Source organism: Methanobrevibacter sp. V14 (assembly GCF_963082475.1).
Classification (GTDB): domain Archaea; phylum Methanobacteriota; class Methanobacteria; order Methanobacteriales; family Methanobacteriaceae; genus Methanocatella.
Genome location: NZ_CAUJAM010000009.1, coordinates 167,179 through 184,739 on the forward strand (window position 1 = coordinate 167,179; position 17,561 = coordinate 184,739).

Below are 17,561 nucleotides of genomic sequence, written 5' to 3' on the forward strand. Positions count from 1 at the left end.
AATTTAAGGAGCTTTTTAAAAGCTTCTTATTAAATTATTTCATAAAAAATATTTTGGAGATTATAAAATGGTTGAGATTAAATATGTACCAACTATCTGTCCATACTGCGGTACAGGTTGTGGACTTAACTTCGTTGTAAAGGATGGTAAGATTGTTGGTGTAGAACCTTTAAAAAGACACCCTGTAAATGAGGGTAAAGTATGTCCAAAAGGAAACTTTGGATACCAATTTATTAATAGGGAAGACAGATTAACTACTCCATTAATAAAAGAAAATGGTGAATTTAGAGAAGCTTCTTGGGATGAAGCATTGGATTTAGTTGCTAAAAAGCTCAAAGAAGTGTCTGATGAAGATCCTAATAAAGTAGGATTCTATGCATGTGCTCGTTCACCAAACGAGAATATTTATATTACTCAAAAATTAGCAAGAGTAGCTTGTGGTACTCAAAATGTAGATCATTGTGCACGTATTTGTCACGGACCTACTGTTGCAGGTTTAGCTAACACTTTTGGATCAGGGGCTATGACTAATGGATTCGACAGTATTAAAGAGGCTGACTACATTTTCTGTATTGGTTCAAACAACATGGAAGCACACCCATTATTTGGACGTAAATTGATTCAAGCTAAACAAAATGGTGCTAAGTTAGTTGTATTGGATCCAAGATTCACTCCTACTGCAAAAATAGCAGATGAATATGTTCAATTCGAAACAGGTACTGATGTTGCATTAATGAATGCCATGATTAAAGTCATAATTGACAATGACTTGCAAGATGATGAGTTTATCGCTAACAGGACAAAAGGTTTCGAAGAAATGAAAGAAACAGTGCAAAAATACACTTTAGACATGGCTTCTGAAATCACTGGAATCAAACCTGAAGTAATTGAGCACTTGGCTATTGAATATGCATCTGCTGACAAAGCAGCTATTGTATACTCATTAGGTATCACTGAACACTCTCATGGTGCAGATAATGTTATGTCTACTGCAAACCTTGCAATGTTGACTGGTAACATTGGTAAGCAAGGTACTGGTGTAAATCCATTAAGAGGACAAAACAATGTACAAGGTGCTTGTGATATGGGGGCATTACCTTCTGATTATGTAGGCTACAGAAAAGTTAAAGATCCAGAAACTACAGCATGGTTCAATGAATACTACAGCGGGGAAGGTTATGAAGTAAACTTGCCATCCACTCCTGGTTTAACATTGGTAGAAATGATGAACGCTGCTCATGCTGGTGATTTAAAAGTGTTATACATCCATGGAGAAGACCCAGTTCTTTCTGATGCAGATATTGCTCATACTAAAGAAGCTCTTGCAAACTTGGAAATGTTAATTGTACAGGAATGTTTCTTAACTGATACTGCACAATGTGCTGATGTTGTACTTCCTGCAGCTGGATGGGGTGAACAGGAAGGAACCTTTACTAGTGGTGAGAGAAGAGTACAATGTTTACACAAAGCTCAGGAACCTCCTGAAGGCGCATGGTTAGATTGGAAAATCATGGAAGAAGTTGCAGTTAGAATGGGTGTACCAAGATCCTTATTCCACTACGAAACTTCTGAAGATATCTTCAACGAAATCAGAGAATGTGCTCCTATCATGGCAGGTATGAACCGTGAAAGATTAGACACTCCTGAAGCACTCCACTGGCCTTGTCCTTCTGAAGATGACCCATGTCAACCATTAATGCACAAAGAAAAATTCGCACACCCTGACGGTTTAGGAATTTTCCAAGCATTAGAACACGTAGGTCCTGTTGAAACCGTAGATGAAGAATATCCATTATTATTGACTACTACAAGAGTATTGTTCCACTACCACGCAGCAATGACCAGAAGATGTGAAACCTTATCTAATGAGGTTAAAACTGGATTCATCGAAATCAACACTAAAGATGCTGAAGCAAGAGGAATTTTAAACAACGAAGTGGTAAGAGCATTCTCCAGAAGAGGGGAAATTGCTATTCCTGCACGTGTAACTGATGATATCAGAGAAGGAATTGTAAATATTCCTATGCACTTTGCAGAATGCGCTGCTAATGTATTAACCAATTCCGATTCTTTCGACCCTAAATCTAAAATGGTTGAATTAAAGGCTTGTGCTATTCAAGTTGAAAAATTCGATGAAAAATTCGAAATTAAAAACGAGCTTTACAAAGAAGGTACAGATACCACTACTAAAGCTGAAAATATATCAACTACCACTGTGCAAGTAGGTAAATAATTGGGGAGTAGATTTAAATGAGCGCAAAAATGAATGATATGTACTACGCATACTCTGCTATTGAAGATATCAAACAAAAAGGGGAGTACGGTGGAGTTGTAACCACTATCATGAAATATTTATTGGAAGAAGGCATTGTTGATGGTATTGTAGCGGTTACTGAAGGGCACGATCTCTATGATGGTGTACCTACCCTTATTACTGATCCTGCTGAAGTTATTAAAACTGCGGGTTCAATTCACTGCGGTACTTTAAACATTGCTAAATTCGTATCTAAATATTTGGATGGTGCAAGGGACATGAAACTTGCAGTTGCATGTAAACCTTGTGATGCAATGACCATTCGCGAATTAATGAAAAAAGGCAAAATCATCGAAGACAACATAATCATGATTGGTGTTAACTGTGGTGGAACTATGTCACCTGTTCCAACAATGAACATGATTAGGGATGTTTATGAACTCGATCCAAAAGATGTTATCAAAGAAGAAATTTCCAAAGGTAAACTTATTATGGAAACCGCTGATGGTGAAAAAGGAATTGCAATCGGTGATTTAGAAGAACAAGGTATGGGAAGAAGAGAAAACTGTCAAAGATGTAATCTTAAAATTCCATCCAACGCTGACTTAGCTTTAGGTAACTGGGGAGTTATTGGACCGTTAGTTGGAAAAGCTACTTTTGTAGAAGTCTTTTCCGATAAAGGTGTAGATGTATTAGGTAAAGTTATTGATGCTGGTTTAATTACCACTGAAGAACCACTTGAAAAAGGTATCAAAATCAGAGAAAACATCAACAATTTCATGCTTAAAGAATCCTTAGAGAAAAAAGAAGTTGATTACGCAGGTACTACTGGAGATATTATTGATGTATTTTATCAATATGAAGATGAGTTCTCTAAATGTATGAAATGTTATGGTTGTCGTGAAGCATGTCCATTATGTTACTGTGACGACTGTTGTCTTGAAACTGAAGGTCCTGAATGGGTGCCTGGTGGATATACTCCTGCTGCTCCATTTTTCCACTTAACACGTTTGGTACACATGGTTGATGCATGTACTAACTGCGGTCAATGTTCTGAAGTTTGCCCATGTGAAATTCCAGTTGCTAAAGTATGGAGTACTGTAAACAACAAAGTTAAAGACATCTACGGATATGTCTCAGGTATGGGTAGTGATGACCCACTTCCATTTACCGATCATGTATCCAAAGCTAAATGGTTATAAGGATTTTCCCTTATTACCTTTATTTTTTTTTTTTTTTTTTTTTTTGAGTGTCCGCCAAAAATGATTTTTGAGTGTGGATTCTAGTAAATGGTCACATCAAGCTTTAATTGGTGTGTAGTGGATATACTTTCACAAAAATCAACAATATCTTCTTTATTATTTTGTTCTCCTTGAATAAGATTATATAATCTTTTTATATTGTATGCTAGTGCATCTAGGTTGAGTCTTTCTCCGGTTTTTACCATTCCGATTACTATTTCTTGTTCTACATGGTATTGTTCTTTGAATATTCCGAATGGTCCTTCTACACTTGGTCTTTTTTTGAATTCTTCTTTATATTCTTCTTTTTCCATTTTGAAGAACATTGCTCTTTCTAATCTGCCACCGTTTTCTGTGATGGTTTTATGTGTTTGTTTGTCTGTTAAGCAGGATTTTCTGTGAATGCAGTATTTACATGCAGTATAATTGTTGTAGAGTCTTTTTATTTTGTCGGGTTTGTCTGGTTCTTCGTTTGGTTGTGTGTATTCTTTGTAGAAGTACATTGGTTGTCCTGATGGGCACATAAATAAGTCTAGGTCGGATATGTAGTAAAAGTGGTCTTTATGGAATTGGTTTGGATTTAATTTGCCTATTTTTTCTTTGGATTGTTTTCTTGTTGGTATTAATCCATCTATTCCTTTGTTTACAAAGTATGATAGGCTTATTTGATTTAAATATATTGTATCTGCACTCATGTGTTTTGGTACTTTTCCTATGTTGTTTATTGCTTTGTCAGCTACTTCTGGTAGTTGGTAATGGTCTGTAGGGTTTTGTGTGACGTTTAATGCGCAGATTAGTTTGGTGTCGTAATCGACTGCAGATTGGATATTATAAGCAACCAGGAAGTTTCCTTTTTTGCCTTTCATCATGCGTGCTTCAATATCATTCATTGGTATTTTATCCTGTCCTGTGAATTTGAATTGAGTTCTGATGTCATATAATATTTCTAATTTTTCATCATTGGACATTTCCTTGTCATTTAGTATTTTTTGAGCTGGTTTATTGAGTTTTTCAAGCTTTTTAAGGTCAACTTCCAGTCCTTTGTAGAACTGGACCAGCAAATTGGTTTCTTTTTTGCTGATCATATTTTGGTTAGAATTGAATGCTTTTTTGATGGTCCCATCGACTACAACATGATTAAATTCAGTGAATCCTTTTTTTACGGCCATTTTTAATGTCATTTGAAGCAATACTTCATAATAACGTCCAAATTCATCACGATACCTTTGAATTGAACGTTCAGAGGGTTTAATTCTATCACAAACGAATTTATATATGTCATGGTACTTTGTCATTTCTGCAATGACTCTAGCACTTTCAATATGGTCTATTTTTGCATAAACAAGTAATTTTAACATGGAACATGGAGGATATGAAGGCCTACCGCCTTTTTTCTTATTCTCTTTAATTCCCAAAATCGGATAAAATTCTTCAATAAAATCAACCACAAAACGAGAAATATGATTCTCTGGAACATTAAAATCATAAGTCCTAATGCCTAATTCAGCCTGATTCTTAATAACTTTCTTACTAACCATAAATAACCAACACATAATAACTCATATCTAATATAAAATATGTACATCATAGTATATAAATATTACTATTCTAAAAATGACTAAAATCAAATATAAATAAATCATTATAATCCATATTAAAAATTATGAATAATAAATAATTAAAATTAAATTCTAATTAATTTAATGAAAAAAATTAACAAAACAAGAAAATTATAACGCAGTTATAAAAAATTCAAAATAAAAAAAATTAGTTTTGGCGGACACCCCCTAATAAATAGTATAATCGGCTTGTATTATCTTTATTTTGCACTGCTGTTTGATCTGCGAATACTAATATTGTCTTTTTTCAAATCTATTTTCTTTTGTGTTTTTTTTAGTTGTTCTGAAGCATCTTCTGGTGCTTCAGCAGGAATAATATAGGGTTTTCCATTATCCGAAGCCTAAATTTTTCATTATCCGCCTAATTTGTCTATCACTATAAGTAACGCCAAATTCTTCGATTATTTCGTGTTTTACTTCTCTAACGCTTGTTAATTGTTTTTTTATAATGTTCTCTTTTAGTTCTTCAAATTGTTTTTCTGATAATTTTGTTTTTCGTCCAGATCCTTCTTTTCTAAGTAATCCATCAAATCCTTCTTCATTCCAAGCTTTTAACCATGCATGGCCTGTTGGAATTGTTTTCCCACGTTTTTCTATTGCATATTTTACTGTTTCACCAGCATAAATGTCTTCAATGAATGTAATTTTTTCATAAAATTCTATATAACGTTTTAAATCAGCTTTAACTTCATGAATTTTAGAAAGTGGGATTTTTTTGTTAATATAAGCATTCCTACTCATATTAATATTTTAGTCACATTTAATATAAATATTTTTTGTCTAAAACTATATTTTAAAAATGAATGCTCAAAAACAAGATGATGAAACAGCAATATCAATAACATTAGAATTACCTAGCACACAAATTTCAGATTTTAAATCAGAAATTGAAGAATTTGAATTGGAAATAAATCAAATATAGTTATTTTAATTCAGCATAAGTTAAAATAACCTCTGCATCTCCAACTACTTTATTAAAGTATGCAGACATGAAAATATCCCAATATGACCATAAACTTACTCTTGACATATTCAAAGGAACACTGATTATATTTTTAAGGAGATTATAATGACTCGTATTTCAATTTTAGACAAAGATAGGTGTCAGCCAAAAAAATGTGATTATCTTTGTATTCATTACTGCCCAGGTGTTAGAATGGAAGAAGACACCATAGTAATTGATGAAGATACTAAAAAACCGTTGATATCTGAAGAATTATGTGAAGGGTGCGGCATCTGTACTAATCGATGCCCATTTGATGCCATTACAATTATTAACTTGCCTGAAGCAGCAGGCGAACCAATCCATAGATTCGGTCAAAACCAATTTGAATTATTTGGCCTTCCACAGCTGGAAGAAGGAACAGTTTTAGGTCTTCTGGGCCCGAACGGTATTGGTAAATCCACAATCATGAATATCCTATCTGGAAGTTTAATTCCAAACTTCGGAAACTATGAAAACAAGCCTGAAAACTGGGATGACGTAATTGAGTATTATAAAGGTTCATCCCTGCAACAATACCTTAAAGACTTATCCGAAGGCAGTATCAAAACAATATTAAAACCTCAAATGGTTGATAAACTTCCAAAAGTTGTTAAAGGTAAAGTTAGAGACTTACTTGATAATGTTAATGAAAGAGACAAATTAGATTATGTTACAAAAGAACTGCAATTAGAAAACGTGCTTGATAGAAAAATGGAAAACCTAAGTGGTGGAGAACTTCAAAGAGTTGCAATAGCTGCAACAGTTTTAAGAGAAGGAGACTTCTACTACTTCGACGAACCAACATCATGGTTAGATGTTTCCCAAAGATTGAATGCAGTTAAAGTGATTCGTTCACTAGCAGATGAAGGAAAAAGCGTTCTCGTAATAGAACACGATCTTGCTACTTTAGATGCGCTTTCAGACAATATTCACATATTATACGGTTCTCCTGGAGGATATGGTGTAGTGTCTGGAAGAAAAGGAGTGCGTTTAGGAATTAATGCTTATATTAATGGATTTTTAGCAGAAGAAAATGTTAGGATTAGAAGGAATCCTATTGAATTTACAATCAGACCCCCAACTCCTGAAGACGAAGGAGAACCGCTTGCAAGTTATTCCGACTTAAGTAAAGACTATGATGGATTTGAATTAACTGCTGATGCAGGAGAAATATTTTATGATGAAATCGTAACCGCATTTGGATCTAACGGTATCGGTAAAACCACATTTGCCAAAATGCTTGCAGGAGTGGAAGATCCGAGTTCCGGTGAAGTTGATGAAGAAGTTTCAATAGCTTACAAGCCCCAATACATTGTTTCTAACTTTGAAGGAAGCGTAAGTGACTTTTTATACATGAATGCACCTAGCTTTGGCAGCAATATCTTTGAAAGTGAAATCATGAAACCATTAACATTAAATGAAATGCTGGACAAACCTGTTAAAGGCTTGAGTGGTGGGGAACTTCAAAGATTAGCCATTGCTGCAACACTTTCCAAAGATGCTGAAATTTATCTTTTCGACGAACCGACAGCATTTTTAGATGTTGAACAAAGACTAATAGCTGCAAGAGTAATACGCAAAATGGTTGAAAGTAGAAATGCAGCTTCACTTATTGTTGACCACGATATTGTATTTATTGATTATATCTCTGATAGGGCAATGGTATTTAACGGAACACCCGGTTTGAATGGTCATGCTTCAAAACCAACTGACTTAAGAAATGCGATGAATGAGTTTTTAGGAAACTTGAACATTACATTTAGAAGGGATAAAGAAACAAAAAGACCTAGAGTTAACAAACTTGACAGTTACAAAGACCGTGAGCAAAAAGAAAAAGGGGAGTATTACTACTTATCCGATTGAATAGGCAGAATACTTTTTCAATATTTTTTCTTTTAAATATTTTCAAGCTCTTTTAAAATATATTTTTTCAATACTGATACTGCCTTTTCGCCATCATCATCCAAGCGAACAGGATCTAAAGGATTTAAATCATAAATTTTGACAACAGAATCCGCCGAGATATTTTTAATTGGATCAACATCCTTTTCTTTTAATATCACAGATGCACAATCGTCTCCACAACCTGTTATTGTAACTATTTTTGCATCATCTAAAATTGGTGAGCAGTTATTAGGTTGTGCTGAATACTCTGTTATGCATGCTGCCACAATATTATCATTTTCAAGTGCCAATTCCACACTAGCTACCCTTACAACTAAACCTAAAGGGCTTAATCCACTGCATGAAACTAAAGCTATTTTATCATTCATCTTTTCATCCTCAAATATCTTTTTTTGACTTTTTCATAACCCCATTTATAAAAGGGACAGAATAATATACACTGACTGCAACCTTCCTTATGTGCAGTGCAAACTTTCCTTAGAACTTTCCTATCACTGCCAAAAGCATTTTCCGGACATCTGTCAATGCAAACGCCACATGTTGAGCAGTAATCCTCAACCCATATCATATCATTTTCACTTTTAAATGGAAGATTTTCAATTGATGTTTGAATCATGAAAAGTCCTAAATTTAGGCCTTCTTTAAACATGCACATATTATTTCTTGTTATTATTGCATCATTTGATTGCATTGCAATTGCTCTTAGGCTTACTCTGTCATCAATCGGATTTAATAAGTCTGCCTTAAATCCATTTTTTCTTAAAATATCAGCAAGTGCAAATGTTTTATATGCAAAATCATGGAATTCGTTATCTTCTAAGCGACATTTTTCTTTTGAGGGTTCCATTTTTAAAATTTCACCAGACATTAAATATTTTAGAATAATAATGTTGTCCCAGCAAATATCCCATTCTTCTTTAAACTCGTCGCTTAATTTAGAATAGCTCAAACCGGCAAAATTCGAATCTAATGCAATATTTATAAATTCATCCAAACAATCATCAGAAATAGTGGTACTGGGATGGTGAGGGTTTTCGCAACCGTATGAATTTGGAACAGGCTGATGATATTTAAATCTCATAGGCAACCTATTTTGTCCTTAAATCTTCAACAGCTTTAGGGAACACATCACAAAAGATTTTAACTTCTTCTGTTGGGATTGAAAAACTTACACGTAAGTATCTGTCCCCAAATTCTTCAGAAGTATATTCCCCTTCTCTTGTGAATAATTTTTTCTCGATTAAATAATTAGACATGTCTTTTGGATCGATTCCGGCACCGGATAAATCAATTGCCATCATATTTGCATCTGATGGGTAAACCGGAAGGAATACACCTTCAATTGGTTCAATCATTTTACTGATTAATCTTTGGTTTTCAAAGCAAGTTTCTCTCATTTTGTCAAACCATTGATCCTTTGATTTAAGACCTGCAATAGCTCCATATTGAGAAATGATGTTTACTCCCAAATCATTAACAACAGCGTTTTTAATTGATTTGATAATAGGTTTTGAAGAAACAACCCCTCCAACTCTCAAACCTGCCATTCCAAATATTTTTGAAAAACTGTAAATTGTTAATGTTTGACCTGGAGCGTAATTTTCAACAAGGAAATGATTGCGTGCAAAGTCTTTATAAGTTATATCATGCAATAAATATAAATCGTTTTCTTTTGCGATTTCAGCAAATTCTTTAAGTTCGTCTTCAGTGTATGATGAACCTAATGGATTTAACGGATCGATTAAAATTACCATACGAGTGTTTTCATCCATATTTTCCCTTAAAAGATTAGGAGTCAATTTATAATTGTTTTCTTCAAAGTAAATTGGCACATACCTTACTTCACCTGCGAAACGATTTGCAAAATCACCTATAATGAAGTATCCTGGATCTGACAAGATTACATTATCTTCAGGTTCAAGCAATGCCTGCATACATAGATACAATGATTCTGTTGCGCCGGATGTTAACAATACTTCCAAATCTTTTAATCCCAAATCATCTAAAATTAATTGTTTAAGTTCGCTGAAACCTTCAGGGGCAGGATATCTACAAAAAGTATTTTCTTTAATAGCTTCAATCATCGCATTAGCTATTGTATCATCATGTAAATGGTTGGTGTTTTGACCCATCCAGATCATGTCTTTGTCCATGTACATATCTTCAAAAAATTCGTTGGAAGAGTTATATCCGTCTGGAGGAACTCTCTCCGTTTTTTTAAATTTCAATTTTGGTTCTTTAATATCGAAATCCTTATCCCTCATATTATCACTCAAACAATGCCAAAATAAATATCTATTTTTAATTATTAATAAAATTATCTTAAATAATTCCATTTGAAGTTATTGAAAAAATAACTTGTCTTCCCTCAGGAAGGCTCCTATGACGTTTTAATGTGGCTATTCTTTGATTGGTTTCTGTGCCACGTTCCAGCTTAATTATTACTTTACTGATGTACTCGAGTATATCTCCACCAACTGCTCTAATTTCATTATTTCCATCATCATCAAAAGCAGAATAAATTTGATTAGTTATAATTACTGCAATGCCGTACTTACGTGCAAGATTCGACAAGAGTTGAATTTGTTTTCTTAACTCCTTGCTTAATTTATATGATTTCATATCATCTACACGATAAAGTGCAACAGCTGAATCAAGTATTATCAAATCTACCTCTTCATGGTGTTTTCTAAGCCAGACGTCAATTGATCTTAAGTTTTCTGTTTGTTGTAAAAAATCAGTAGGTTCTAAAACCATTATGTTATTAGCTATACTTGAAAAATAAGATCCTGAAATTTGTTTAATTCTATCAATTGAAATTCCTCCTTCAGTATCTATATAAATTACTTTTCTATTGTTTTTAGCAACATTAACTGCTAATGTTAAGGCCACATTACTTTTACCTGAACTAGGAGATCCATATATCTGAGTTACACAACCTTTTTCAAAACCGCCTTCAAGTAAATCATCAATGGAGGAATTTGATTGAAGTTTAGTATTGTCTTCAAAATTAGCTAATACTTTCATGATAATGTTATTGATTTTTATAGGATATAAAAATTTTTAATCAAAAAATAATGTTGAAACAATATTAATTCTTTTAATCCCGTATTATTTTTGGTTTTAGGCCTGTTAAATCAATTATTGAAGAAGCCTTACTTGAATTTAGATTTCCAACATCGATAACCAAATCCACTTCACAGTCCAATTGCTCTAAAATTTCACATGGATTGGACAATACTTCATCATCTGATAAATTAGCACTGGTAGTTGTTATTGGAAAAATACTGGCAAGTCTGCAAGCCAGCTCACAATCAGGCACCCTTACACCAACATAGCTTGAACCGCTTGTAACATATCTTGGAACTATTTTTCTTTTATTTAAAATAAATGTGTAAGCTCCAGGCAGGCAGTCATTAATGCATTTCCTTTGAGATGAAGACAATTTAGCCACTGCATCAACAATTTTAACATCACGCACAAGTATTGAGAGAGGTTTTAGAAAGCTTCTCTTTTTAATTTCAAAAACTCTCCTAACTGCCCTGTTATTGAAAATATTAGCCCCTAAACCGTAAACCGTATCTGTTGGGTATAATACAATTCCTCCATTTGCCAATACATTGATTGCTTCAAAAATAATATCCTCATTGATTTTATCAGGATTTGCTTTTATTATCTTCATTCACCTTTATATTAGATGAAATCTTTATATATAAATTATGCTTCAAAATTTAAGACCCCTTTTAACAAGAATATTGAACCCGATTGCTAGAAATTTAAATATAAATCCCAATGTAGTGACTGTCATCTCACCATTTGTCGCTGTTCTTGCAGCATATGGTTTTGCAAATCACTACCTAATTTTAGGATGTGTTGCAATATTGATATCTGGATTTTTAGATGTTGTTGACGGCGCTGTTGCAAGATATCACAATAAGTCATCTAAATTTGGTGCATTTCTCGATTCCACTATGGACAGGTTTGCAGACGCCATAATTTATATTGGATTAATATTTGGAGGATATTGCAATTGGTTTGTTGGCATTTTAGCAATTCATTCTGCAATAACAGTTAGTTATGTTCGTGCAAGGGCAGAATCACAGGGTGCAGAATGCAATATTGGAATAGCTGAAAGGGCAGTTCGCATGATTATTTTAATGATTGGAGCATTGATTGGATATTTCACAGGAGATATCTACTTTACATATGTTATTTACATTTTAGTAATCTTATCTTACTTTACGGTTGTGCAAAGGATTGTGCATGTTTGGAGGCAATTAAATGAGTGATTTGGAAAGTCCGGAAAAGATAGCTAAGGATATTGCAAAACTAGAGAGAAATTTAAATCAGGTTTCTCATATCGACTTTGTTGGAAAAGAAAAAGAAGTGTATGATAGAGCTGTTGATTATTGGAACGATTCTAAATATTACCTTAAAAAAGAAGACATGAGAACAGCATTTGGATGTATTGAATATTCTCATGGTCTACTTGATGCTTTAAGAATGCTTCATGGCATTATTTAGGTAATCGCCAAAATTAATTAAATATTAATTTTACTATTAAACAAGGAATCATCACCTGCCGAAACTATTTCACCATCTAAAACTTCGATGACCCTGTCTGCAAGTTTGGCTACCTCCATATCATGAGTTACAATTATTAATGTTGCATTATTATTTTCATGCAAATCAATTAATTGACGAAGTATTTTGCTACTTGTTTTAGAATCTAGTGATCCTGTCGGCTCATCTGCCAATATTATTGACGGATCATTTGCAAGTGCTCTGGCAATTGCTACTCTTTGACGTTCCCCACCAGACAATTTATTCGGCAAAATTCCAGCTTTGTCTTTGAGGCCGACATCATCTAAAAGTTTAAATGCCTTTAGTCGCATGTCCTTTGAAGACAAACCTTGAGTATACATTGGAATTTCAATATTATCCACAACAGAAATATTAGGTATTAAATTATGCAATTGGAAAATAAACCCGATTTTTTTAGCTCTGAATTCGTTTAATTTTTTAGAATCATCCAAATCCTGACCTGCCACATTAATGCTGCCCGAATCTTGAACATCCAATGCGCCAATCATGTTTAGCAATGTAGATTTGCCTGAACCTGACGGTCCTATAATTGATACGAATTCCCCATCGGCAATTGTGAGGTTTATACCGTTTAAAGCCTTGATTTTGCCATTTTCATAGCTTTTATATAAATCCTTAATCTCTACCACATTCATCTTTACACCTCATTCATACCTCAATGCTTCTGTTGGAGGTAATTTAACCGCCTTAATAGCCGGATACAGTCCCCCAAGGATTCCAACTACAATAGCTATTGAAAATGCTTGGACAAATATTTTTGGAGTGAACAACGGTTCAATACCCATTTGCGGACCCAATAATGTGCAGCCTAAAAATCCTATTAAAGATCCGATTATTGCAGACACCACCGTAATTACCAATGATTCCCCAACAATCATTAAAAGTATTCTTTTATCGGACCATCCAACAGCTTTTAGAACTCCAATCTCTCGGGTACGTTCAAACACGGACATCAGCATTGTATTAATAATGCCCAATCCTCCAACCACAATAGCCAGAAGGGAAATTGCCCATGTTGATGCTTGAAGCATGTTTAACATATCAGCCATTTGCTTCATTTCCATGACTGAGGTAATTGTTGTAATATTATCCCCATATTTCGCATCAATCCTATCGGCCACTTCCTGAGCGTCTACCCCTTTAGCCACTTTAACGTAAATGTTTGAGATTGAATCTTCATCATCCATAATCTCTCCAACTTTAGAAATTGAAGTAAAAACCCCTCCAGCCATATTGGAATCCCCAGTTTCATAAATTCCAACGATTTCAAAGTCTTTACCATCGATTTTAATATTGTCCCCCAATTCATACTCATTATCCTCAGCATATATTTCACCCAATATTACTTCATTAGCACCATCTTCAAAAATCCTGCCTTCTTTAAGTGAAATATCCGCCAGTCCAGTTCCATTGGGATCAATACCAATCAAACTGTTCATATAATCATTGCCGACCGAAGTTAAAACAACATAAATCGGATATGCCTTGTCAACACCACTTACATTGGCAATTTTATCTGTCCATGATGCATCGATTGTATTTGTCCCATATGCAGAATCTCCAGTTTCTTTACCTGAAATCTGAAAATCAGCACCCCCTGCATGGATAGTATCTTCAAAAGTGTTTACTAACCCCTCTGTAATGCCGCCAAGAGAAACAATGACAACAATACCAATGGCTATTCCCACAATAGCTAGAACTGCACTGTTTTTTCTCCTGAACGGATTTTTCAAAATAAACTTTAAAAATGACATATTAATTAAAATAGAATTATAACATATAAATAATTAATTACAACAAGAACTGAAATGTCTAAATTAAGGAGTAAAATGCACAAAGAAAGAATTATAAAAAATATTGATAAAATCCATATTAGTGAAATGGGCGCTGGAAGAATACAAAAAATCTAGGAATTAACAAGGAAGATGTTGGCTATTGCATTTCTAAATTAAAAAAATAAGAAGTAAACGTTAGTAAAAATGGTAAAAACTATTATGTTGAAGTTGATGATTGCATAATAACTATTAATTCTAGCAGTTTTACTATAATAACTGCACATAAGAATTGATTGCTCATTTATGCCAATTTATTCAAAAGATGATTTAATTTGATTGCAGTATTGTACTTCATTACCATTTCTAAATCATGTTCGTTGATATCATCAATTAGCTTGTTATTTACCGCAGCTTCAATTCCTTGCAAAAAATTAGATAAACAATTAAAATATTATATAAAGAACAAATTAGCGGGTTTGAAAAACCAATCATAGGACAGCCATTTACTTAAACGAGAAAAAAAGAAATTGACAAATATCCAAATATAATAAAAAAAATAAGAGATTAAAAATCTCTTTAAATTTAATCCATATCTTCAAATCTGGATTCTAATTTTTCCATTACCCCAGGAAGAGAAGTATACTCCATTTCTTCAGCAGGCAATCTGTGAGGTTCAAATGGACCGTGTCTTCTGATATAATTTGCGATTTTAGCAGCTTGCTCACGGGTAGGATCAAATGCAGGATCATCAAATAAGTCTACAGGACCTATTAATTCACCGTTAGAAACTTGAAAACCTAAACCTACCACTCTAGGAGGTCCGTCAAATCTAATAGGATTTGCTTCTGCTTCAGATACAGGCATCATAGGACCATTGTGAGATCCTCTCATCCAACCGCTTACCATGTGCGGGAATGCAAATGGATCCACACATTCACCATTAGCTGGAAAACCAGACTGTGCCCTTACAATACAAACTGGGTCGTCTTTACCAACATATTCCCCAGCCATTAAGTTTAATCTTTCAGTACTTACTGCAGCTGCGATTTCACCGTTTTTCTTCCATACTCTTTTGATAACATACCTTCCAGTGGAACCGATTAATGCAAGCAAGTCATACATTTCTTCAGGACAGTTTAAAACAACTTTTCTATGTTCAATTACATCAAATACTTCGAATTTGAATCCATCATGTAAAGATGGGTCAATTACAAGACCTGCAGTGTTGAATGGGTCTGCAAACATTCTAAATACTGGTAAGTTAAATGCACCAGGTTCTGTTTTATCACAGCAGAATACCAAAACAGGGTCAGAAGGCCTTTCTTCAAATTCAAACTCCGCTACACCCGGACCCATACCTTTGATGTTTCCAGAGAATGTATCAGACAATAAGTCTTGACCTGCACCGTATAGTTTTAATTCACGTGCTCTTTCAGTAGCTTTCATGAATGCATCATATGCGGTTTTGTGTACTTCTTCGTTTTCTTCTCCTTTGTCGTGGGTCATAATTAAGTCAATGTCATCTCCACAACGGGATATATAGTAATCTTTTAGGATACCTGCTTCTAAAGCATCATTTAAAACTTCATCACAAATATCCATTAACTCAGGGTGTGCAACACAATGTCCTGACACACTTCCGATATCAGCTTTAATTACACTAACAGTAGTTTTCATTTTAAATACCTCAATTAGTAAATTCTTATTTACTAAACATATATTATTTTTGCGTTGTATACTATTTAATTATTATGATTAAAAAATGAAATTTCGGCAAACACATTTCTAAAAAAAAAGATCAATAGAAGTTGAAAACTCCTAATTAAAGTTTCTTGATATTTTTAAATGCCTTTTCAATTTCAGCATCCTGACACATATCCTCACAAGCTTGTTTTACACGTTCTAAATCGGCATGTGTTTCAGGATATTTTGGAACTGCACTGCATCCACCATCATCAATTTCAGATATTTTGAAAGTTCCAATTTCTTTAGAAATAGCTATAATTTCTTCTTTATCTAAACCAATTAATGGAGATAATATTGGCACTTCAACACCATAACGAGTAGCTAAAATATTTGATAACGTTTGTGAAGCAACTTGGCCTACGCTGCTTCCATCAACAATAGCATTTGCATGTAATTTACGGGCTAATTTTTCAGCTATGCGATACATTCCAGATTTGCATAAAACACAAGTCATTTTATCAGGAGCTTTATCTTTGGCGGTTTGTAAGTATTCGCCATAGTCGACAACATGTTTTTTAATTGGAACTCCTTTTGCATAGATATTTAGTTGATCAACCAATAAATTAAAGTTTTCCAGTGCTTTTGGAGTAGTGAATGGGGCATTATTGCAATTTAATGCAATCACTTCACAACCTCTTTTCATCATCATATATGCTGCAACAGGTGAGTCTATACCGCTTGATAAAAGCACGACAACTTTTCCCTGTGTTCCTAAAGGCAATCCCCCCGGACCTTTTATTTTTTCATGATAAATAAAAGTAGCATTTTCCCTAATTTCAACAAAAATAGTTAAGTCATGGTTTGTCAAATCAACAGGCGCCTGAACTTTATTTCTAACAACCCCGCCACAATGAGCTGCCATTTCCTGTGAGGAAAAATCATGTTTACCAACTCGGCGGCATTTAATGGCGAATTTAGTATCCTCATCAATTAAATTTTGTTTAATCAACTCTTCCACGTAATCCTCCAAAGTTTCATCGATTTCTTCATAGGTAGTGTGTGTAGAACAGGCAGGTGAATATGAAACCACTCCAAATACTCTGTTTAATTTTTCAATTCCATCATCAAAATCTTTTGGATGAATATAAATTCTTCCTTGGTTTCTATCGACTTCACATTCAAAAGTAGCTTTAATATTTTTAACTAGCTTTCTTTCAAAACGTGCCCTAATTTTGGGACTTTTAAGCCCTATTTCACCATATCGAGCAATAATTACATCATAATTCATCTAAACAACTCTCAATTTTTTACTACACTCTGAAAAAAATAGCAATACATACAATATATTTTTAAATATAACTTTTAAAGTTAATAATTAATAAAATTAATCTTTCAATAAATTATGACTCTTTCAAAAACTTGTGTGATAACTAATTTTTTCGATTAATCTATTCATTTAAATTTTTCAAAATAACTGATTAATTAGCTTTA

General features: G+C 33.7%; 17 protein-coding genes and 1 pseudogene. 6 read left to right on the top strand and 12 right to left on the bottom strand.

What is annotated here, in order from left to right; all coding sequences use genetic code 11:
- The first annotated feature begins 67 nt into the window (after positions 1 to 67).
- On the top strand, positions 68 to 2,233 hold the full coding sequence (gene fdhF / locus Q9968_RS08450; RefSeq protein ID WP_305515377.1) for a formate dehydrogenase subunit alpha: 2,166 nt from the start codon (positions 68 to 70) through the stop codon (positions 2,231 to 2,233).
- Positions 2,234 to 2,250: 17 nt separating this feature from the next.
- Positions 2,251 to 3,456 (top strand): Coenzyme F420 hydrogenase/dehydrogenase, beta subunit C-terminal domain, encoded by a 1,206-nt coding sequence (locus Q9968_RS08455; RefSeq protein ID WP_305515379.1) that lies wholly within the window; start codon positions 2,251 to 2,253, stop codon positions 3,454 to 3,456.
- Between the two features lie 80 nt (positions 3,457 to 3,536).
- Here the strand turns inward: Q9968_RS08455 and Q9968_RS08460 are convergent, their stop codons facing one another.
- A complete protein-coding gene (locus Q9968_RS08460; protein ID WP_305515381.1) occupies positions 3,537 to 5,033 on the bottom strand; it encodes a transposase in 1,497 nt (498 codons plus the stop codon).
- A gap of 411 nt (positions 5,034 to 5,444) precedes the next feature.
- Entirely contained in the window at positions 5,445 to 5,855 is a 411-nt protein-coding gene (locus tag Q9968_RS08465) for a helix-turn-helix domain-containing protein (protein ID WP_305515383.1), read from the bottom strand.
- A gap of 328 nt (positions 5,856 to 6,183) precedes the next feature.
- Here Q9968_RS08465 and Q9968_RS08470 point away from each other — a divergent pair, with 328 nt between their 5' ends.
- On the top strand, positions 6,184 to 7,962 hold the full coding sequence (locus tag Q9968_RS08470) for a ribosome biogenesis/translation initiation ATPase RLI (RefSeq protein ID WP_305515384.1): 1,779 nt from the start codon (positions 6,184 to 6,186) through the stop codon (positions 7,960 to 7,962).
- A 32-nt stretch (positions 7,963 to 7,994) separates the two neighbouring features.
- Here Q9968_RS08470 and Q9968_RS08475 read toward each other — a convergent pair whose 3' ends face one another.
- The 5 genes from Q9968_RS08475 to Q9968_RS08495 all read right to left on the bottom strand — a co-directional run bounded on the left by Q9968_RS08475 (position 7,995) and on the right by Q9968_RS08495 (position 11,686).
- Positions 7,995 to 8,372 (bottom strand): putative zinc-binding protein, encoded by a 378-nt coding sequence (locus Q9968_RS08475; protein WP_305515386.1) that lies wholly within the window; start codon positions 8,370 to 8,372, stop codon positions 7,995 to 7,997.
- On the bottom strand, positions 8,369 to 9,085 hold the full coding sequence (locus Q9968_RS08480) for a 4Fe-4S binding protein (RefSeq protein WP_305515388.1): 717 nt from the start codon (positions 9,083 to 9,085) through the stop codon (positions 8,369 to 8,371). Before Q9968_RS08480 ends, Q9968_RS08475 begins: the two co-directional genes overlap by 4 nt.
- A gap of 7 nt (positions 9,086 to 9,092) precedes the next feature.
- A complete protein-coding gene (locus Q9968_RS08485) occupies positions 9,093 to 10,268 on the bottom strand; it encodes a pyridoxal phosphate-dependent aminotransferase (RefSeq protein WP_305515390.1) in 1,176 nt (391 codons plus the stop codon).
- Positions 10,269 to 10,326: 58 nt separating this feature from the next.
- The gene (gene radB / locus Q9968_RS08490; protein ID WP_305515392.1) at positions 10,327 to 11,031 is read right to left on the bottom strand and encodes a DNA repair and recombination protein RadB; all 705 of its coding nucleotides are present in this window, start codon (positions 11,029 to 11,031) and stop codon (positions 10,327 to 10,329) included.
- Positions 11,032 to 11,104: 73 nt separating this feature from the next.
- A complete protein-coding gene (locus Q9968_RS08495) occupies positions 11,105 to 11,686 on the bottom strand; it encodes an L-threonylcarbamoyladenylate synthase (RefSeq protein ID WP_305515394.1) in 582 nt (193 codons plus the stop codon).
- A 37-nt stretch (positions 11,687 to 11,723) separates the two neighbouring features.
- Here Q9968_RS08495 and pgsA point away from each other — a divergent pair, with 37 nt between their 5' ends.
- Both pgsA and Q9968_RS08505 read left to right on the top strand, forming a co-directional pair.
- Entirely contained in the window at positions 11,724 to 12,293 is a 570-nt protein-coding gene (gene pgsA, locus Q9968_RS08500) for an archaetidylinositol phosphate synthase (RefSeq protein ID WP_305515399.1), read from the top strand.
- Positions 12,286 to 12,528 carry a DUF357 domain-containing protein gene (locus tag Q9968_RS08505; RefSeq protein WP_305515401.1) on the top strand — a complete coding sequence of 81 codons (243 nt, stop codon included), beginning with the start codon at positions 12,286 to 12,288 and terminating at the stop codon, positions 12,526 to 12,528. The genes pgsA and Q9968_RS08505 overlap by 8 nt, the downstream gene beginning before the upstream one ends.
- Before the next feature lie 17 nt (positions 12,529 to 12,545).
- Here Q9968_RS08505 and Q9968_RS08510 read toward each other — a convergent pair whose 3' ends face one another.
- Positions 12,546 to 13,244, bottom strand: a complete 699-nt coding sequence (locus Q9968_RS08510; RefSeq protein WP_305515403.1) for an ABC transporter ATP-binding protein — start codon at positions 13,242 to 13,244, stop codon at positions 12,546 to 12,548.
- 9 nt (positions 13,245 to 13,253) lie between these two features.
- The gene (locus Q9968_RS08515; protein WP_305515405.1) at positions 13,254 to 14,363 is read right to left on the bottom strand and encodes an ABC transporter permease; all 1,110 of its coding nucleotides are present in this window, start codon (positions 14,361 to 14,363) and stop codon (positions 13,254 to 13,256) included.
- Between the two features lie 256 nt (positions 14,364 to 14,619).
- Here Q9968_RS08515 and Q9968_RS08520 point away from each other — a divergent pair.
- Positions 14,620 to 14,677 (top strand): annotated as a pseudogene (locus tag Q9968_RS08520) (conjugal transfer protein); the annotation flags it as partial.
- A gap of 8 nt (positions 14,678 to 14,685) precedes the next feature.
- On the opposite strand, the gene Q9968_RS08525 reads toward Q9968_RS08520, so the two are convergent.
- From Q9968_RS08525 to thiI, 3 genes are all read right to left on the bottom strand, one after another.
- Positions 14,686 to 14,811: a hypothetical protein gene (locus Q9968_RS08525; protein ID WP_305515407.1), complete on the bottom strand. Its 126-nt coding sequence runs from the start codon at positions 14,809 to 14,811 to the stop codon at positions 14,686 to 14,688.
- A 155-nt stretch (positions 14,812 to 14,966) separates the two neighbouring features.
- Positions 14,967 to 16,061: a fructose-1,6-bisphosphate aldolase/phosphatase gene (fbp, locus tag Q9968_RS08530; protein ID WP_305515409.1), complete on the bottom strand. Its 1,095-nt coding sequence runs from the start codon at positions 16,059 to 16,061 to the stop codon at positions 14,967 to 14,969.
- A 145-nt stretch (positions 16,062 to 16,206) separates the two neighbouring features.
- Positions 16,207 to 17,358 carry a tRNA uracil 4-sulfurtransferase ThiI gene (thiI, locus tag Q9968_RS08535; protein WP_305515411.1) on the bottom strand — a complete coding sequence of 384 codons (1,152 nt, stop codon included), beginning with the start codon at positions 17,356 to 17,358 and terminating at the stop codon, positions 16,207 to 16,209.
- Positions 17,359 to 17,561: the final 203 nt, after the last annotated feature.